Source organism: Microcoleus sp. S13_C5 (assembly GCF_036700845.1).
Lineage (GTDB): Bacteria > Cyanobacteriota > Cyanobacteriia > Cyanobacteriales > Microcoleaceae > Microcoleus.
On the sequence record NZ_JAUBPR010000131.1, the window covers coordinates 1 to 16,753 of the forward strand.

Annotated in this window: 13 protein-coding genes; 9 read left to right on the plus strand and 4 right to left on the minus strand. The window is 46.1% G+C overall.

Annotated features, from left to right (window positions below; genetic code table 11):
- Nucleotides 1-207: 207 nt before the first annotated feature.
- Nucleotides 208-1,836, minus strand: a complete 1,629-nt coding sequence (prfC, locus tag QUA04_RS24530; RefSeq protein WP_333161842.1) for a peptide chain release factor 3 — start codon at nucleotides 1,834-1,836, stop codon at nucleotides 208-210.
- Nucleotides 1,837-1,935: 99 nt separating this feature from the next.
- Between prfC and QUA04_RS24535 the strand changes: the two genes are divergently transcribed.
- Nucleotides 1,936-2,280: a DUF4870 domain-containing protein gene (locus QUA04_RS24535; RefSeq protein ID WP_333050297.1), complete on the plus strand. Its 345-nt coding sequence runs from the start codon at nucleotides 1,936-1,938 to the stop codon at nucleotides 2,278-2,280.
- Between the two features lie 758 nt (nucleotides 2,281-3,038).
- Here the strand turns inward: QUA04_RS24535 and QUA04_RS24540 are convergent.
- Entirely contained in the window at nucleotides 3,039-3,494 is a 456-nt protein-coding gene (locus tag QUA04_RS24540) for a DUF2127 domain-containing protein (protein ID WP_333261957.1), read from the minus strand.
- Nucleotides 3,495-3,629: 135 nt separating this feature from the next.
- Nucleotides 3,630-6,602, minus strand: coding sequence for a CBS domain-containing protein (locus QUA04_RS24545; protein ID WP_333261960.1), 2,973 nt, complete (start codon nucleotides 6,600-6,602; stop codon nucleotides 3,630-3,632).
- 316 nt (nucleotides 6,603-6,918) lie between these two features.
- Between QUA04_RS24545 and psbZ the strand changes: the two genes are divergently transcribed.
- The 5 genes from psbZ (at nucleotide 6,919) to QUA04_RS24570 (ending at nucleotide 12,362) form a co-directional block, all read left to right on the plus strand.
- Nucleotides 6,919-7,110 carry a photosystem II reaction center protein PsbZ gene (gene psbZ / locus QUA04_RS24550; protein ID WP_190735314.1) on the plus strand — a complete coding sequence of 64 codons (192 nt, stop codon included), beginning with the start codon at nucleotides 6,919-6,921 and terminating at the stop codon, nucleotides 7,108-7,110.
- Between the two features lie 220 nt (nucleotides 7,111-7,330).
- Nucleotides 7,331-7,921: a 6,7-dimethyl-8-ribityllumazine synthase gene (ribH, locus tag QUA04_RS24555; protein WP_333261963.1), complete on the plus strand. Its 591-nt coding sequence runs from the start codon at nucleotides 7,331-7,333 to the stop codon at nucleotides 7,919-7,921.
- A gap of 214 nt (nucleotides 7,922-8,135) precedes the next feature.
- Entirely contained in the window at nucleotides 8,136-9,458 is a 1,323-nt protein-coding gene (gene rimO / locus QUA04_RS24560; protein ID WP_333261966.1) for a 30S ribosomal protein S12 methylthiotransferase RimO, read from the plus strand.
- 899 nt (nucleotides 9,459-10,357) lie between these two features.
- Nucleotides 10,358-11,824, plus strand: a complete 1,467-nt coding sequence (locus QUA04_RS24565) for a DEAD/DEAH box helicase (protein WP_333261969.1) — start codon at nucleotides 10,358-10,360, stop codon at nucleotides 11,822-11,824.
- Nucleotides 11,825-12,101: 277 nt separating this feature from the next.
- On the plus strand, nucleotides 12,102-12,362 hold the full coding sequence (locus tag QUA04_RS24570; RefSeq protein WP_333261972.1) for a hypothetical protein: 261 nt from the start codon (nucleotides 12,102-12,104) through the stop codon (nucleotides 12,360-12,362).
- A 138-nt stretch (nucleotides 12,363-12,500) separates the two neighbouring features.
- Here the strand turns inward: QUA04_RS24570 and QUA04_RS24575 are convergent, their stop codons facing one another.
- Nucleotides 12,501-13,046 carry a hypothetical protein gene (locus QUA04_RS24575; protein ID WP_333261975.1) on the minus strand — a complete coding sequence of 182 codons (546 nt, stop codon included), beginning with the start codon at nucleotides 13,044-13,046 and terminating at the stop codon, nucleotides 12,501-12,503.
- 410 nt (nucleotides 13,047-13,456) lie between these two features.
- Here QUA04_RS24575 and QUA04_RS24580 point away from each other — a divergent pair, with 410 nt between their 5' ends.
- From QUA04_RS24580 to QUA04_RS24590, 3 genes are all read left to right on the plus strand, one after another.
- On the plus strand, nucleotides 13,457-14,659 hold the full coding sequence (locus tag QUA04_RS24580; protein WP_333261978.1) for a Coenzyme F420 hydrogenase/dehydrogenase, beta subunit C-terminal domain: 1,203 nt from the start codon (nucleotides 13,457-13,459) through the stop codon (nucleotides 14,657-14,659).
- Nucleotides 14,660-14,757: 98 nt separating this feature from the next.
- Nucleotides 14,758-15,792, plus strand: a complete 1,035-nt coding sequence (locus QUA04_RS24585; RefSeq protein WP_333261981.1) for a M28 family peptidase — start codon at nucleotides 14,758-14,760, stop codon at nucleotides 15,790-15,792.
- A gap of 185 nt (nucleotides 15,793-15,977) precedes the next feature.
- Nucleotides 15,978-16,724, plus strand: coding sequence for a leucine-rich repeat domain-containing protein (locus QUA04_RS24590; protein WP_333261984.1), 747 nt, complete (start codon nucleotides 15,978-15,980; stop codon nucleotides 16,722-16,724).
- Nucleotides 16,725-16,753 lie beyond the last annotated feature (29 nt).

A 16,753-nucleotide genomic window follows, 5' to 3' on the forward strand; every position in this document is an offset into this window, starting at 1 on the left:
GAATCTGTCTTGAGTACTCGTTCTGGTCGGATTCCTCCTTCTCTTGTGCCACGCTAACCCCGTGAACTTCTACCAAAAAAGACATTTACACCATCTTAGAAAAACTGTTAGATCCGTGATTGTAGCTTCTTATATCCGGCGTATTTAAGCCGAATAAATATCATTTGTATGGACACAACAGTGTTGTGTCCTTTGCCTGCGCTAATCTCACTCCTCGCTAACAGCCAAACCAGAAACCACAGGGGCGATCGCATTTAACTTCAACACAGGATGCTCCCCTTCCACCTGTCGGCAATTCCACTCATTTCTAAACAGCAAAACCGGCCTTCCCCAAGTATCTTTCACCGTCACCGTATTAAACAGCCGCCCAACTTTTTCCAGCGCCTCCCAACCGCCGTCCACCCAACGAGCTACACTGTAAGGCAACATATCGATCGTCGTTTCCACATTATATTCCGACTGCATTCTGAACTGCACAACTTCAAATTGCAACTGTCCGACAGCCGCCAAAATTGGCTCGCGTTTCGACTCATCAACCGAGTACATAATTTGCACTGCGCCTTCTTCCTGCAACTCAGAAACGCCTTTGCGGAACTGCTTAAACTTAGAAGGATTGGGATTTCTCAAAAAAGCAAAGAGTTCGGGTGAAAAACAGGGAATCCCTTCATATTCCAGTTTTTGACCAGTGTAAATAGTATCGCCGATCGCAAATACTCCCGGATTGTTCAAACCGATCACATCGCCCGGATACGCAACCTCGATCGACTCACGATCCTGAGCAAATAACTTTTGAGGCCTTGACAAACGCACCGTTTTACCACTGCGAGCGTGAGTCACGTTCATGTCCTTTTCAAACTTGCCCGTACAAACCCGAATAAAGGCAACGCGATCGCGGTGTCTAGGGTCCATATTCGCTTGCAATTTAAACACAAACCCGGTAAAGTCTTCATAAGTTGGGGGCAAGTCTCCGGCGCTGCTCTTGCGGGCGATCGGCTTCATCGCGTAATCTAAAAACGCATCTAAAAACAGTTCGACACCAAAATTGCTCATCGCGCTGCCAAAGAAAACTGGCGTCATTTTTCCAGCCCGAACTAAATCTAAATCGAGTTCAGTTCCCAACTCATCCAGCAGTTCTAACTCTTCTTTGAGCTGATAGTAAAGGTCTTGTTCCAACAAATCTTCAATGCGCGGATCGCCCAATTCGATGACGGTATCAACAGCAGCGCGAGAACCGTGTTTAGTGCGCTCGAATAAGTGAATTTTCCGCGCCCTGCGATCGAAAACACCTTTAAAGCGATCGCCCGTACCTATCGGCCAATTTACCGGATAAGTCTGCAACCCCAATTCTTTCTCAATTTCGTCCAACAAATCCAAAGGTTCTCTGCTAGGGCGATCGAGCTTATTAAAGAAAGTAAAAATAGGCAGACTTCGCAGCTTACAAACTTCAAATAACTTCCGAGTTTGCGGTTCCAAACCCTTAGCAGCATCCTCCAGCATCACTGCATTGTCAGCCGCCGCCAGAGTTCGATAAGTATCTTCGCTAAAATCTTGGTGTCCCGGAGTATCGAGCAGATTAATGTGATATTTTTTATACTCAAACTGCAAAACAGTAGAAGTAATAGAAATTCCCCGCTGCTGTTCCATCGCCATCCAGTCAGAGGTAGCGTGTCGTTGGGCCCGCCGCGCTTTCACAGAACCTGCTTCGTGAATTGCACCTCCGTACAGCAGCAGCTTTTCTGTCAAAGTAGTTTTACCCGCGTCAGGGTGCGAGATAATAGCAAAGTTGCGCCGGCGCTCAACAGCAGTTAGCAGTTCAGTTTCGAGTTCAGTTGTCATCACAAATTAGGTAGGGGAATCATCACCCGATCGCTATTATAGCCTGTGCTACAGTTGCTATTAAAGGTAAAATTATCACTAAAGTCAAGGAAAAGTAATATGTACGACTCTGACAAGCGAAAGCTGCTATCACTGGTGTGCCACGGGGCGATTTTTTTCAGCACGTTACTGTTCTCGATCGGAGCGCCGATCGCTGTATTGTTAGTATCAGATGACCCCGTTGTCAAAGAAAACGCCACAGAAGCCATCAATTTTCACCTTAATGTATGGGTGTACAGCGCCGTAATTGTGGCGTTAACTGTCGTCACTTTCGGTCTTGCTGGCTTTATCCTAGTGCCCCTCGGTTATCTGCTGCACTGGGGACTGACAATAATGGCTATCCTCCACATTTTGCAAAATCCTAACCAACCTTACCGCTACCCTTTTATTTTCCGAATAGTTTAGACAGAAAATCGCGCTTCACCATCGATTTCAACAACCCGATTTCTTGAATAAGAAACCGGGTTTTTAATTATTTTCTAACCCACATTCGTTACCTCCAACTGGTCAATACACTGCTTAAGTGACAAAGAGGGTTGATTATCGGAAACAAGATTCAGTAAAAAAACTTAAAAGTTTGTGTAACTAAGCATTCTCCAGTTGGGGATTCCTGAAAATTGACCTAACATAATGGGCTAAATCTTCTTAATCCATAAAACTTCAAAAATGAGAACACAATCAACGATTAATTATGGTGTCTTCGCCCTGTTGCAGCGCTGTTGTGAACGCTAAGTTGATCTTCCATTGATGTCGGTTCCCACACTATGCTAACGTCTTTGGGTTATTTCGCAGAGTTAGGGCGGATGTTCGATCGCTCCGAACCATCGTTTTTGCTTTAGCTGTGCTATTTTTGCATCGGGCGATCGTTTTATTGAAATTTTCCACCCATTCTATCTCTACCAGGTCTCTTAAAACTTAATACAATATTTTTCCAACAAAAATCCCGCTCTTGTGGAACGGGAAAGCCATCAGGGTGCATCTATATATATGTCACTATAACTCACAAGGGGTATAACCCCTCGTAGCTTTATCGAATCTTTACAATCAGAAAATTTTTGTAAAGATTGAGGTTTTTATTTGACTGATCGGCCGTTTTATGAAATTAAAATGGAAAATGCTGACATCGATAAAATCAAGTGATTTTCCTATGAATAATCAAAACTTCAAGCTCCTTTACCATGCTTCGGCCAATGGTTGAGCAAATACCATAAGATGGCTACATTTGTGATAAATACCGCTAACTTAAGTATCGTGACCCCGTGAACTAATTCATATATTTCAGGGGGTATACTGATGCTTACCAGCACTAAAACTAAGATTGTTGCCCAGTCTTTTTCGTACCACAAACCAACGGCTTCAACAGCAGTTAGAATTGCATAAAGTGCTGCGGCAAGTCCGCTAAAAAGTAAGTTTTTAGGGTTGAGAATTAGAAGCTTTTCTAAGATAAATTCAATAATTTTTAGTTTTCTTTCTAACAAATAAGATTGCGAAAAATCTTCTAAAATTTGATGATTTTTTAATGCAAAAAGCAAAGCAATCGAAGTTACGGTCAAGAGGGAAGCAAAAAATGTTTTGTAAAGGACAATTGCGATTAAAGCAGGAGCGTGATGTTTCTTCACCTTAATTCTCGAAATATCAATAATGTACGATCGCCTGGTTAGCCTGTTTAGGATTGAGAACTTCAATTTTAGTAGATTGCGTCACCAATTAGCTAATCTATTATATAATAAATAACGCGCTGCTGACGCACCTTACTAAGTTTGAGGATAACGTTGTGCTAAAAAAGAGATAGCAGCAGCCCGATCGCCCAAATCGCCATCCAACTTCGCAGCCAACAAATCATCCAACATCCGTTTAAACCCAGGCCCCGGCTTATAACCCAAAGCCTTCAAATCGTTGCCATTTAAAGGCGGCTCAACATTCGCCCACCTGGTGAGATATTCCCAGATTTGGCGGCGGGCACTTCGCGGACTTTGTAGGGCGATCGCAATTAATACCGGCAACTCATAATTTCTCAACAGCAACACCAATTGACTCGGCAACTCGCATTTAGGCAAATTCTCTGCTAACTGGTTCTTTCCGGCTTCCAAAACTTCCAGCCGCTTAATGCTGTCAGCAGGTAACTGAAGATTTGCAGCCACCTTGCCGCGATATTCCGGTGCTAAATAAGCTATCAAAACTTCCAGCCGCATCTGCCAATCGGGAATATTGATAATGGGGAATGGGGAATTGGGAATGGGGAATCGCGGATTGGGAGTTGCTTCTTCCTTCTCTCTTCTTCCTTCTTCCTTCTTCCTTCTCTCTTCTTCCTTCTCTCTTCTTCCTCCTTCCTTCTTCCTTCTTCCTTCTTCCTTCTTCCTGGCATCCGTTACATCCGTTACAGAATCCGTTGCCGAACTTCCTTCTTCCCTCTTCCTTCTTCCTTCTTCCTTCTTCCTTCTTCCTTGCAAACACCGATCGAGCAAACGCAGTTGCCGCCACAACTCCCTATCCAACTCCAAACTAGGATGAATGCAGCGCAAAGCCTGCAAATCTCCCAGCATTTGCAAAGCAACTTTCCAGTAAGGAGCTTGCAAAATGTATTTCAATTCGCTTTTGAGCCGAGTTTCCAAAGCCGGAGCTCGGCCGTTTTCCCCCTGAATTCGGTAATAAATCCCGCTAGCCAAAGCGTGGCGGATGTATCCTTCCGTCTGCGGCTCAATTTCAAACCCCAACCGCACCGCAAACCGCACAGCGCGATAAATTCGCGTCGGATCTTCGATAAAACTATTGGGGTGCAAAACTCGAATTTGTTTCGCTTCCAAGTCCAGCAAACCGCAAAAAAAATCTAACAATTCGCCGCTGCGAGGAACACCCAATCGCACAGCCAGCGCATTAATTGTAAAATCCCTGCGGTACAAATCTTGGCGAATTGAACTCGCTTCAACTTCAGGATTTGCAGCCGGATAAGGATAAAATTCAGTACGAGCAGTCGCGATATCCACCCACAACGAGCCGAAAGCAGAGTCTTTGGGCCACAAAAGCGCGGCGGTTTGAAATTGACCGTGAACGTCCAAACGCGATTCTGGGTAAAGTTTTTGCAGCGATGAAGCTAACTCGACACCAGCACCGGAATCATCGGAACCGCACTTTCCATCCACAACCAAATCGATATCTGTTAGGGCCAGTGTATCATCCGTGGCTAAGAGTAAATCCCGGACTGCTCCACCCACAATATAAAGTTGCCAGCCGCGATTTTGGGCAATATTGGCGGCGATCGACAATAATTGCCATAATTCGGGACTGATGCGCGATCGCAACAACTGCTCAACCGATTCGGGCATGACACAATAAGACAATTCTGCATTGCTTCCCCTGTCTCGCGCTTTTTGCTGGTGCAATTCCCGCAACACGTCAGTGCGAGTCACAATTCCTACAAGTTGACCGTTTTCCAATACTGGCAAGCGCCCGATATCGTATGTCACCATTAAAGATTCAATTTCCGGCAGCAAGGTATCTGGGGCGATCGTTTTTAACTGCCAAGTCATGTAACCCTTCACCGGGGCGTGACTGAAACCGTGGTGCAGGGCAATGTCAATGTCGCGGCGCGAGATAATCCCGGCGAGTCGATCGTCCGCATCGACCACAGAAAGCCCCGAATGTCCGTAACGTAGGAGGATACGGTGAGCTTCGCCCACCGAAGTTTCCGGGCGAATACTCCGCACTGGAGACGACATTAACTCGCGCGCTGTCGGAGGGTGGGGAATTTGAGCTTTGAGTTCGTCAGCTAACTGATTTAAAGTCAGCAGGGGGTCAACATCGCGGGTGGCGAGGGAAGCAGCGCGGGCGTGGCCTCCGCCGCCAAAGGGTTTGAACAATTCGCTGAGGTTTGTTCCTTCGATGCGCGATCGACCGATAATAGTTAATCGATTGGAAACTGGCGATTCGGGAGCGATGTTGCGGTTGTTTTCGTTTTCGCTAAATTTATAAACATTGCCTAACAGCAGAGCATCGGTTTCAGTTAAATCGAGCAAGCGAGAAGCTAGTGAAGAAAGTCCGGGAACATAAGCTTCAGTAGATAGCAGCACCCAGGCTACGCTGTAACCGTGCAAAGTTTCCGATCGCAAATTATTCAGCGCTTCTCTGAGCAAATCTTGCAATTGAGGAGACAAACCGGGTTCTACATATTCAGCTATTACCCCCAAACTTGCTCCCTGTTCCATCAACCAGGCCAAAGCTATGGCATCTCGCGCAGTTGCGCCCTCAAAGGTGAGGGAACCTGTATCGACGTGGATGCCGAGGGCCATTACTGTTGCTTCTGAAGGCAGAAGGCGGGATGGTGTGTCGCTGTTTTCTGCTTGATTTTTGAGCTTTTCGACAATTAATGTCGTGCTGGCTCCGACTGCTTCGATTTGGGTAAAAGTAGCGGGGATGTCTAAATCGGCCTGTAGGTGATGGTCGAAAACCGCTATTTCGTTGAGGTGTGGCAAATCCAGCCACTCGGCGGCTTTTCCCAAGCGATCGCGCCCGGAGGCATCAACTATAGTAATCGATCGAATTTGTTGAGGATTGACCGATCGGCGTTCAATGAGCGGGTACTCGTCACGGTGTAGCGCCAAAAAATCCCGCACTGTCGGATGACACCCGCCCGTCAATACGATTCTGCTACCGGGGCGCAGCACGCAAAGTCCCACCGCCGCCCCCAAGGCGTCAAAATCTGCTGTTGTGTGGCACAAAACTAAGTCCATAGCCGAAAATCCCGCATCTCTAACTCAAACAGTAGCAATTTCTCGCCCTCTGAAACCGGATGTGTCGATCGGGCTTTAACTTAACCTTTCCACTTTTCTGTCATGTAGCGAACAATGATAAAATTGATCGAAATCTCAAGAGCCGCTGACGCCTGTTCGCGCAACGCCCGAATTTGCACGGGTTCTTTCGTATCAATCAACCGACAATCTCTCGATCGACTATCGGGAAACTGTCAAAAACTAGAATTTGGAAGATTTTTTTCGGTTCTGGGAAACTATTTCGGATCAACGCACGGTTATATCGAAAGGAGAAAAGATGTTATCAATTCTGTTTCAAGTGGTTTTACTGGGTCTGGTACTGCTGTCTTTTGTGATGGTCGTTGGCGTGCCAGTTGCTTATGCTTCTCCCCAAAACTGGAATCAGTCTAAATCTCTGATTTATGTCGGGTCTGGTCTCTGGTTTTTGCTGGTTATTGCAGTGGGTGTATTGAACTTTTTAGTAGTTTAATTTCCCCCAAGTCTCTCGAAAAAAGAAGGTAAAAGATAGAAGGATGAAGGCATTCACCAGCGATTGAAAGGCATTCGGCAGAAGCTAGGAATTTTCCAGACCGCGCGACCCTGTAGGTTTTTGCACTTGAGATTCAGATGAGATGCTGGTGCTTTCTGACTTTTGCCTTCTCACAAACAAAAATCTAAAATCTAAAACCTAAAATCTAAACTAGAGCACTATGACTGTTTTCGAGGGAACTTTTACTCACACCGAATCTTTGCGATTTGCTATTGTCATCGGTCGTTTTAACGATTTGGTGGTTAACAAACTTTTGGAGGGATGTCAAGATTGTTTGAAACGCCACGGGGTTGATATTAATCCTCATGGCTCTCAGGTGGACTTTTTTTGGGTTCCAGGAAGTTTTGAGATTCCTTTGGTGGCGCGCCAAGCTGCTCTTTCTCACCGCTACGATGCGGTAATTTGTCTGGGTGCGGTAATTCGAGGCCAAACTCCTCATTTCGATTTTGTGGCTGGTGAGGTTGCTAAGGGAATTGCTGCTGCTGCTTTTCAGACAGGGGTGCCGGTGATTTTTGGGGTGGTGACGACTGACACGATGCAGCAAGCTTTGGAAAGGGCTGGAATTAAAAGCAATTTGGGCTGGAATTATGCGATGAGTGCTTTGGAAATGGGCACTTTGATGCGCCAAGTTAAGGGTTTGGGAACACACTCTTACGATCGATTAACTACTGGATCTGCTGCTCAAGTGCTTTCGGGTGAAGCAAATCTGGCGATCGCCCCCGATGTATCGTCCGATCAAATCCCCTCGTAAGTTGGGCTAGGAGTATTTTTAAGCTCAAAAAATATCAAGATTTGCATCGAAAAAAATCTTAAGACTCTTGTGGGGTGGTGATTCTGCCCGCCCCCAAGGTAAAAGTTCCACTGGTCGCAGCCGATCAATAAATTAGACCAATATCTTGCCAATTGGCAATGAGTGTGATATCATAAAATGTTCTTAGAAATAGCGCAACACTAACTATTACTGCATGGCAACGAAGCCAACGATCGCATTTACTCACCTCGGCTGCGAAAAAAATCGCATCGATACCGAACACATGATCGGCTTGCTGGCTCAAGCGGGCTATCAAGTGGATTCTAATGAAGAATTAGCTGATTATGTTGTAGTCAATACTTGCAGTTTTATCCAAGCTGCGCGAGAAGAGTCGGTCCGCACCTTGGTAGAATTGGCAGAAGCTAATAAAAAAGTAGTCATCACCGGCTGCATGGCACAGCATTTTCAGCAGGAATTGCTGGACGAATTGCCGGAAGCAGTCGCAATTGTCGGCACTGGCGACTATCATAAAATCGTCAATGTTATGCAGCAGGTAGAAAAGGGCGATCGAGTTTCCCTCGTCTCTTCAGAACCTACTTACATCGCTGACGAAACTACTCCGCGCTACCGCACGACATCGGAAGGTGTCGCTTATCTGCGAATAGCAGAAGGCTGCGACTATCGCTGTGCATTTTGCATTATCCCGCACTTGCGCGGAAATCAAAGGTCGCGGACGATCGAATCTATCGTCGCCGAAGCTAAGCAATTGGCATCGGAAGGGGTAAAGGAAATTATCTTGATTTCTCAAATTACCACCAACTACGGCAAAGATATTTATGGCGAACCGAAACTAGCCGAACTGCTTCGGGCTTTGGGTGAAGTAGATGTACCTTGGATTCGGATGCACTACGCCTATCCTACAGGTTTGACTCCGCAAGTTGTCGCAGCCATCCGCGAAACGCCCAACGTTTTGCCGTATTTGGATTTACCCCTGCAACACTCGCACCCGGAAATTCTGCGGGCGATGAATCGGCCTTTTCAAGCTGGGATTAATGATGCCATAGTCGATCGGCTCAAAGCAGCACTTCCCGGCGCCGTGATGCGGACAACTTTTATTGTCGGCTTCCCAGGCGAAACCGACGAACACGCAGCACACTTGCTGGAATTTGTCAAGCGCCACGAATTTGATCACGTAGGAGTTTTCGTATTTTCGCCAGAAGAAGGAACCCCAGCCTTCAGCTTGCCCCAGCAAATACCTGCAGAAATAATGGAAATGCGGCGCAATTCGGTAATGGCGGCACAACAACCTATATCATTGAAGAAGAATCAAGAGTCTGTCGGTCAGGTAGTTGATGTCCTGATAGAACAAGAACAACCAGAGACAGGTGAGTTGATTGGTAGATCCGCTCGGTTTTCCCCAGAAGTAGATGGACTCGTCTATGTGACAGGAGAAGCGCGACTGGGCTCGATCGTATCTGTGAAAATTACTGGTGCAGATGTCTACGACCTCTACGGTCAAGTCGATTTTAGATTTTAGATTTTAGATTTTAGATTGACTGCACAGACTCATCTGGGAACTCGATCTTTTGTCTAAAATTGTGGGATTGACCCTCATGAGTTGACGTGGCACTGTATCCGGTGCTGGGCGGGGTCAAGTGTAAGTGTTGCTGGAACTGTCGCGATCGGCGGTGTGGCGAACAAAAACCGGACACCAGCCAAAAATGATTAGCGGATTGTGGAGCAAAAGTAACGGTTTGTACAATATTGTGCAAAGATATGTAGCAAAGGGGTCTTAAACTTTTTTAGCCCCTCTCTGGCAATCGACGCTCCCCCTCGGGGTGCGGTTATCTCTACAGAACGATCGGAAAATTTTAACGAATTTAATGTTTTGTTTCTGAATGTAAAGAGTTATGATGATAACAAGCCAGAAATAAGCGGGGATAATTTGAGATTGCTTCGCCGTCCGCCCTACACCACAACGGTATCCCGAAAGAGTGTTGAGATGGATAGGCGGTAACGGTCGCCCCATCCCCTGCTCAATCCCGCAGGCGACGGATTGCGGGATAGCGCCTGAACCAAACAACCTGTTACTACTATGTAGTGAAGTGGGGCTGGTCATGATCCTCACTATAAAATGCCTAAGAGGGAAAGCTTGCAAGTACCTCAAAGGAAGTCCAATGTCCTATTTTAAGAATGTTGGAAGCCTATAACCCGACCCCTGGCGGTTGGTATCGGTGATGTCACAAAATCAAAGACGGCTGTCGAATTGGTAAATTTAGTCACCATCGACGGAGCTGCCCTATACTCGATTGCTATTTAAGAAGGTGCGCGCAGGCGCAGCACCATAAAGAACTCTTATGAGTTCCTGCCCTAGAGCAGAAATCCGCATCCGAGTTGGGCAACTTAGAAGGCTAAGACTCGTTATTAGGAGCATTAATGAATTTATTGTTTGAAGGCTTAGGTCTTTCGGAAGAACTCGTTCTCCATCTGGAAACACTAGGCTTTACAGAACCTACTCCCATCCAAGTACAAGCAATTCCGCACCTGTTAGCAGGTCGCGACGTTGTGGGTCAAGCCCAAACAGGGACAGGCAAAACGGCAGCATTCTCGTTGCCCATCTTGGAGCGGATTGATTTAGATGTGACTGCGGTGCAAGCACTGGTGCTGACGCCGACTCGCGAATTGGCGATGCAAGTAACTGAAGCCATCCGTGATTTGAGCGGCATCAGCAGCGACGGCCCGGTAAAAGTGGGTCGCTCTCTGCAAGTTCTGACAGTGTACGGCGGTCAATCGATCGATCGTCAAATGCAGCGTTTGAAGCGCGGCGTGCACGTCGTCGTCGGTACACCCGGACGCATATTGGATATGCTCAGCCGCGGCAGCCTGAAATTAGACAAGGTAAAATGGCTGGTTTTGGATGAAGCTGACGAAATGCTGAGCATGGGCTTTATCCAAGATGTGGAAAAAATCTTGGATGCTGCACCAAAAGAACGTCAAACGGCATTTTTCTCGGCGACGATGGAACCTTCCATTCGGAAATTGGTGGCGCGGCATTTGCACAACCCAGTCAACGTCACCGTAGAACAGCCAAAAGCAACGCCGAAGCGCATCAGCCAAAGCGTGTACATGATTCCCCGGGGCTGGTCGAAGGCAAGAGCCCTACAGCCAATTTTAGAAATGGAAGACCCGGAATCTGCACTGATTTTTGTGCGGACTCGGCAGTCGGCTGCAGAACTCACCAGCCAACTGCAAGCAGCAGGTCACAGCGTTGATGAGTATCACGGTAATTTGAATCAGGCACAGCGGGAACGCTTGCTGCATCGGTTCCGCCAATGTCAGGTGCGCTGGGTAGTGGCGACTGATATTGCGGCGCGGGGTTTGGACGTGGATCACTTGACTCACGTGATTAACTACGATTTGCCCGACAGTGTGGAAAGCTACGTTCACCGGATCGGACGCACGGGCCGGGCTGGTCGCGAAGGAACGGCGATTACGCTGATTCAACCGGTCGATCGCCGCAAACTGCGCTTGATTGAACGCCACGTTCGATCGAGCTTGACGGTGCGAAACATTCCGACACGGGCGCAAATTGAAGCACGTCAGTTGGAAAAGATGCAGGGTAAAGTTCGCGAAGCTTTGGCTGGCGAACGGATGGCATCTTTCTTGCCTCTGGTGTCTCAGTTATCCGAGGAGTACGACTCCCACGCGATCGCCGCTGCTGCTTTGCAAATGGCTTTCGATCAAAGCCGTCCTGCTTGGATGGGCGCTGATTACGCTCAACAAGAAGATCCCCCGATTGGTGGAGAAAACAGCGTCAAGCCAATCTTGATCAAAAAGCGGGCTAAGACTGGTGAGGCGACTTTTTCTGGAGCACCGAGTGCTCCTGTTCCCCAGAACCGCTAATTGGTAGGGTGCACAATGTGCACCTTATTTAGAATTACTGTAGAGATGCGATATCGCATCTCTACTTTTTTTTATGGGTGTGAGACTCTATGGGGAATAAAAATCACAAAAAAGCTATTCGTTCACTGAACAAGCCGATTGTTGAACCTGGAGAAAAGATGAGACTGGAATATGAGAAGGATTTTCCCAATCAAGGCTTAATCCGGCATTGGGAAAGTGAAATTCGAGCTTTTGACAAAGGAATTCAGCAAGCTTTAAAACGATTGGGTAAATAAAGATGCAAGTTAGCGATCGGACAATTTCTGTAACTAATTATACACTGAGAACGTTAATTGATGAATTGGGTACTGAGTGTCAAAATGTGATTACTTTAATCCATCAGCTTCAGTTACCTGATTTGAGCGATCGACAAAAAGCTGAAATTCTAGCAGACTTCCTGAGTGCTGCAATTCATCTGAACGTTCACTGCGGAGAGGATTTTCAGGCACTAATTGCTGAGGAAATGGCAATATTGTCGGATGATGATGAAGAGGATTAAGGAGACGCGGGCGATCGCACATGAGGAAAAAGCCCTCCAGTCAACTTACAGAAAGGCTAAAAATCCTAAAAAATAAGCAGGAGTTTAATCCTTACTACAAACTTGTAAACCTGGACTTTTGCACAGTTGTTTAATAATTCAGTTTAGCTGCGTGCCCACAATAATTTTTTGCACGCGATCGCCCTTAATTTCCACAATCAAATTAGAAGCCTTTTGGTCATTGCTGTAAGTCAACCGAGTCACTCCACCCTGCACTGATTGCGACCCGTAACCGTAAGTTTTAACGACTTTTTGGCTGTTATCTCCTAGCTTCACACCATCAATTGTCAGAAACTTTGGATTGGTAGTAGAAACTAAATAAACTTTGCCCTCCCATGCTGCTACCGTCAATCCTGAGTAGGTTAGCGTGCGAATCTTGCCTCCGATGCCAGGCTCAGCAGGTTTAGTTTCGTCGCGTTGCGGTTTTCCCAACTTGCGTTTTGCCTCCTCTACAGGCATCCCCAACCGAACGCCGCCAATCCCCAGGCGCGAATAGTTCAGCGCCGCCGGCTTTTGTGTCGCGCTGAGCATTCTTTCTAGAGTCACAACAGTTTGATTCATAGCGGGAACAGGGCGAACTAAAGCAGCAAATCCTAAGCTCGAAATCGCGAGATTCATCATGATGCCAGCGATGGCTGTTGTCACAAACATTTTTACCATTTTTTTATAGCTTTATTTGGCAATGTATTCGCGCGATCGCCCGCTAGATCCGGATTGATACTAATAGGACTTACACAAACACTCCTAGACGCACGGCGATGCTGTGAAACCGAGTTTTTTTACCAAAACTACAAAAAGAAACCCGGTTTTTACCATAAATCTTAGGTTTAACAGTGAGGTATTCAGGAAGAAACCGGGTTTTTAGCGCAACCTAGGTAAGTCCTGACTAATCTTTTTTAAGCTTGGAAAACCGCCTATTTCGGGCGAACCGAATTTGCTCCCGCACAAGCTTGCGTCCGCCTGCAGGGACTGAAAGAAAGAATAAAGAGGTAAGTCAACGGAAATTGCTGTGATATCCTAACAAAAGCCATATCTCGATAAAATTAGCAATTTAGATGACCGCAACAGATTCTACTAAACACCAAAAATCCAAAGCCCTCAAACCGGGTAGCCGCCGCCCTGCTAAAGAACTTTGCAGCGAGTGCGGTTTGTGCGATACATATTACATCCATTATGTCAAGGAATCTTGTGCTTTCTTAACACAGCATATCGCGGAATTAGAAGAAGAGATTCACGGGCGATCGCGCAATCTCGACAATCCCGACGATTGGTATTTTGGAGTCAGTCAAAACATGATGGCGGCTCGGAAAAAAGAGCCGATCGAGGGTGCTCAGTGGACGGGGATCGTCAGCACAATTGCCATTGAAATGCTCGAAAAAGGAATTGTAGAAGGCGTTGTTTGCGTCCAAAATACTAAGGAAGACCGCTTTCAGCCGATGCCGATTATTGCTAGAAATCGCGAAGAAATTCTGGCAGCAAAAGTAAACAAACCAACTCTCTCTCCCAATCTTTCAGTATTAGAACAAATAGAAAAATCTGGGATGAAGCGGCTGTTAGTAATTGGCGTCGGCTGTCAAATTCAAGCTTTGCGAACAGTCGAGAAAAAACTCGGTTTAGAGAAGCTCTACGTTTTGGGGACTCCCTGTGTAGATAATGTCAGCCGTGCAGGCTTGCAGAAATTTCTAGACACGACTAGCCGCTCTCCTGAAACGGTGGTTTCTTACGAGTTTATGCAAGACTTTAACGTTCACTTCAAACATGAAGATGGTTCGGAAGAAAAAGTGCCGTTTTTTGGCTTGAATACCAAGGAATTGAAAGATGTTTTTGCTCCTTCTTGTTTGAGCTGTTTTGATTATGTCAATTCTTTAGCAGATTTAGTTGTGGGCTACATGGGCGCACCCTTTGGCTGGCAGTGGATTGTGGTGCGAAATGACACCGGGCAAGAGATGTTAGATTTGGTAACGGATCAGCTTAACACTCAGCCGGTGATGTCTCAGGGAAACAGAAAAGAAGCGGTTCAGCAAAGTATTCCGGCTTATGAAAAAGGAGTGACTTTGCCAATGTGGGCGGCGAAGTTAATGGGAGTGTTTATTGAGAGAATTGGGCCGAAGGGCTTGGAATATGCTCGGTTTTCCATTGATTCTCATTTCACTCGCAATTATCTGTACGTGAAGCGCCATTACCCGGAGAAATTAGAGGCTCATGTGCCGGAATATGCTAAGCGGATTGTGGGGCAGTATAAGTTACCAGATGTGTAAACTTGTAGGGTGCGTCAGTCAAAAGTTGTTGGATTATTGAAAAAATAACACTAACTGACGCACCCTACTACTGAAGCATAGCAAAAGATGAAAAATAAATGCTATTGGGAAAAATAGAATTATGGAATCGCGGAACGTTAACTAGACTGGCTCTCCTTAGTACAATCTTAATTTGTCTGATTAGTGGGATATGGTTGAGTATGATTGCAATGCCAGGGAAAAGTTACAGCGGGACAATTCCTCCTTTAACAGCACAGGAAATCTCGCTCAGAGATGCTTTACAGCGCGATGTGGAAAAGCTCTCTGGTGAAATTGGAGAGCGCAACTTTATACAATATCAAAAACTTGGAGAAGCTGCTGACTTTCTGGAAGCATCATTTCAAACTGCTGGCTATAAAGTTGAACGACAAGGATATAAAATTGATGATAAATTTTATTATAACATAGAAGTAGAGATTCCAGGGGGAAAAAAGGCAGATGAGATAGTTGTAATTGGGGGCCATTATGATTCTGTGGTGGGGAGTCCAGGGGCAAATGATAACGCAACTGGGGCAGCGGGAGTCCTGGCTTTAGCGAGAATGTTTGCAGGTAAAAAGCCTGAAAAGACTGTGCGTTTTGTTGAATTTGTGAATGAGGAACCGCCTTTTTTCTGGACTGCTGATATGGGGAGTTTGGTTTATGCCAAAAGATGCAGAGAGCGTAATGAAAAAATTGTCTCGATGCTCAGTTTAGAAACAATTGGTTATTACTCAGATGCCAAAAACAGTCAGAAATATCCCGCACCCTTAAACCTTTTTTATCCAACCTCGGGAAATTTTATCGGATTTATTGGCAATACATCCTCAAGTAAACTGGTTAGAGAGGCGATCGCATCTTTCCGCCGCCATGCTGAGTTTCCCTCGGAAGGTGCAGCAATTCCGGGTGGCATTCCTGGTGTTGGTTGGTCAGATCAATGGTCTTTTTGGCAACATGGTTATCGAGGGCTGATGGTGACAGATACTGCTCCCTATCGCTATCCTTACTATCACACGGCGCAAGATACACCTGATAAGGTTGATTGGGAACGGACGACGAAGGTGATAGCTGGATTGGAAAAAGTTGTGGCAGATTTGGTGGGAGTTGATATTAATTAGTGGCGTAGGCTACGGAGCGTGGAAAGATTCTCACTCGGCACAGAATATCATGCAAACTGATGCCCCTATTAATTAGTATAAGTTGCCTGAGTGAGGTGATTAAGAGAGTTTGTAATAGATGTTTTGCAGGGACACGGTAAGGCAGTGTCTTTGTTTTATACAGTTGGGAAAATTAGACGTACAAGATGATGGCACTCATAGTTGCACACAAACACATGAAGTTACCAAAGTCGATCGCACTTACTTGTTGTGTGCTTCTAGCATTATCGGGAAATGGAGTGTCGGGGAAAGCAGCAGAAGTGCGATCGGGAAACAAAACATTTGCTCAATGGTGTCGCGAAAAAGATTCTTTGAGTCCAGAAGCTAAACATACTGTTGATATGCTGTTAAAAATAGCAGGAACTACTGAGTGCGATGAGGGCGATCGCCAACTTTCTAGTATCACAGGAATTAGCTTTACGAAGCAAGGAATCAGCGACCTCAAACCGCTAGCATCCTTAACTAACCTGAACGTTCTCCGGCTCATCAACTGTTCTATCAGCGACATCAAACCGCTAGCATCCTTGACTAACCTGACTTTGCTCAACCTCAGCAGCAATCAGATCGTTGACATCAAACCGCTAGCATCCTTGGTTAACCTGAAAGTGATCAACATCGGGAACAATCAGATCCGCGACATCAAACCGCTAGCATCCTTGACTAACCTGACTGAAATCGTCCTCATCGAAAATCAGATCGATGACATCAAACCGCTAGCATCCTTGACTAACCTGAAAGGGCTTTTCCTCCGCAGCAATCAGATTGACGACATCAAGCCACTAGCATCTTTGACTAACCTGGCTGGGATCGATCTCGCTGGCAATAAAATTAGTGACATCAAACCGCTAGTACAGCTCGGCGTAAGTAGACAGACTATATTTGTGGTAGAATAACATAGTTAGTTTAGACCAGTTCCGGTAGG

Coding starts and splice junctions, on each gene's coding strand:
- QUA04_RS24535 (WP_333050297.1), top strand. CDS start 1,936: ATGTACGACTCTGACAAGCGAAAGCTGCTATCACTGGTGTGCCACGGG.
- QUA04_RS24585 (WP_333261981.1), top strand. CDS start 14,758: ATGCTATTGGGAAAAATAGAATTATGGAATCGCGGAACGTTAACTAGA.
- QUA04_RS24580 (WP_333261978.1), top strand. CDS start 13,457: ATGACCGCAACAGATTCTACTAAACACCAAAAATCCAAAGCCCTCAAA.
- QUA04_RS24590 (WP_333261984.1), top strand. CDS start 15,978: ATGATGGCACTCATAGTTGCACACAAACACATGAAGTTACCAAAGTCG.
- rimO (WP_333261966.1), top strand. CDS start 8,136: ATGGCAACGAAGCCAACGATCGCATTTACTCACCTCGGCTGCGAAAAA.
- prfC (WP_333161842.1), bottom strand. CDS start 1,836: ATGACAACTGAACTCGAAACTGAACTGCTAACTGCTGTTGAGCGCCGG.
- QUA04_RS24545 (WP_333261960.1), bottom strand. CDS start 6,602: ATGGACTTAGTTTTGTGCCACACAACAGCAGATTTTGACGCCTTGGGG.
- QUA04_RS24570 (WP_333261972.1), top strand. CDS start 12,102: ATGCAAGTTAGCGATCGGACAATTTCTGTAACTAATTATACACTGAGA.
- ribH (WP_333261963.1), top strand. CDS start 7,331: ATGACTGTTTTCGAGGGAACTTTTACTCACACCGAATCTTTGCGATTT.
- QUA04_RS24565 (WP_333261969.1), top strand. CDS start 10,358: ATGAATTTATTGTTTGAAGGCTTAGGTCTTTCGGAAGAACTCGTTCTC.
- psbZ (WP_190735314.1), top strand. CDS start 6,919: ATGTTATCAATTCTGTTTCAAGTGGTTTTACTGGGTCTGGTACTGCTG.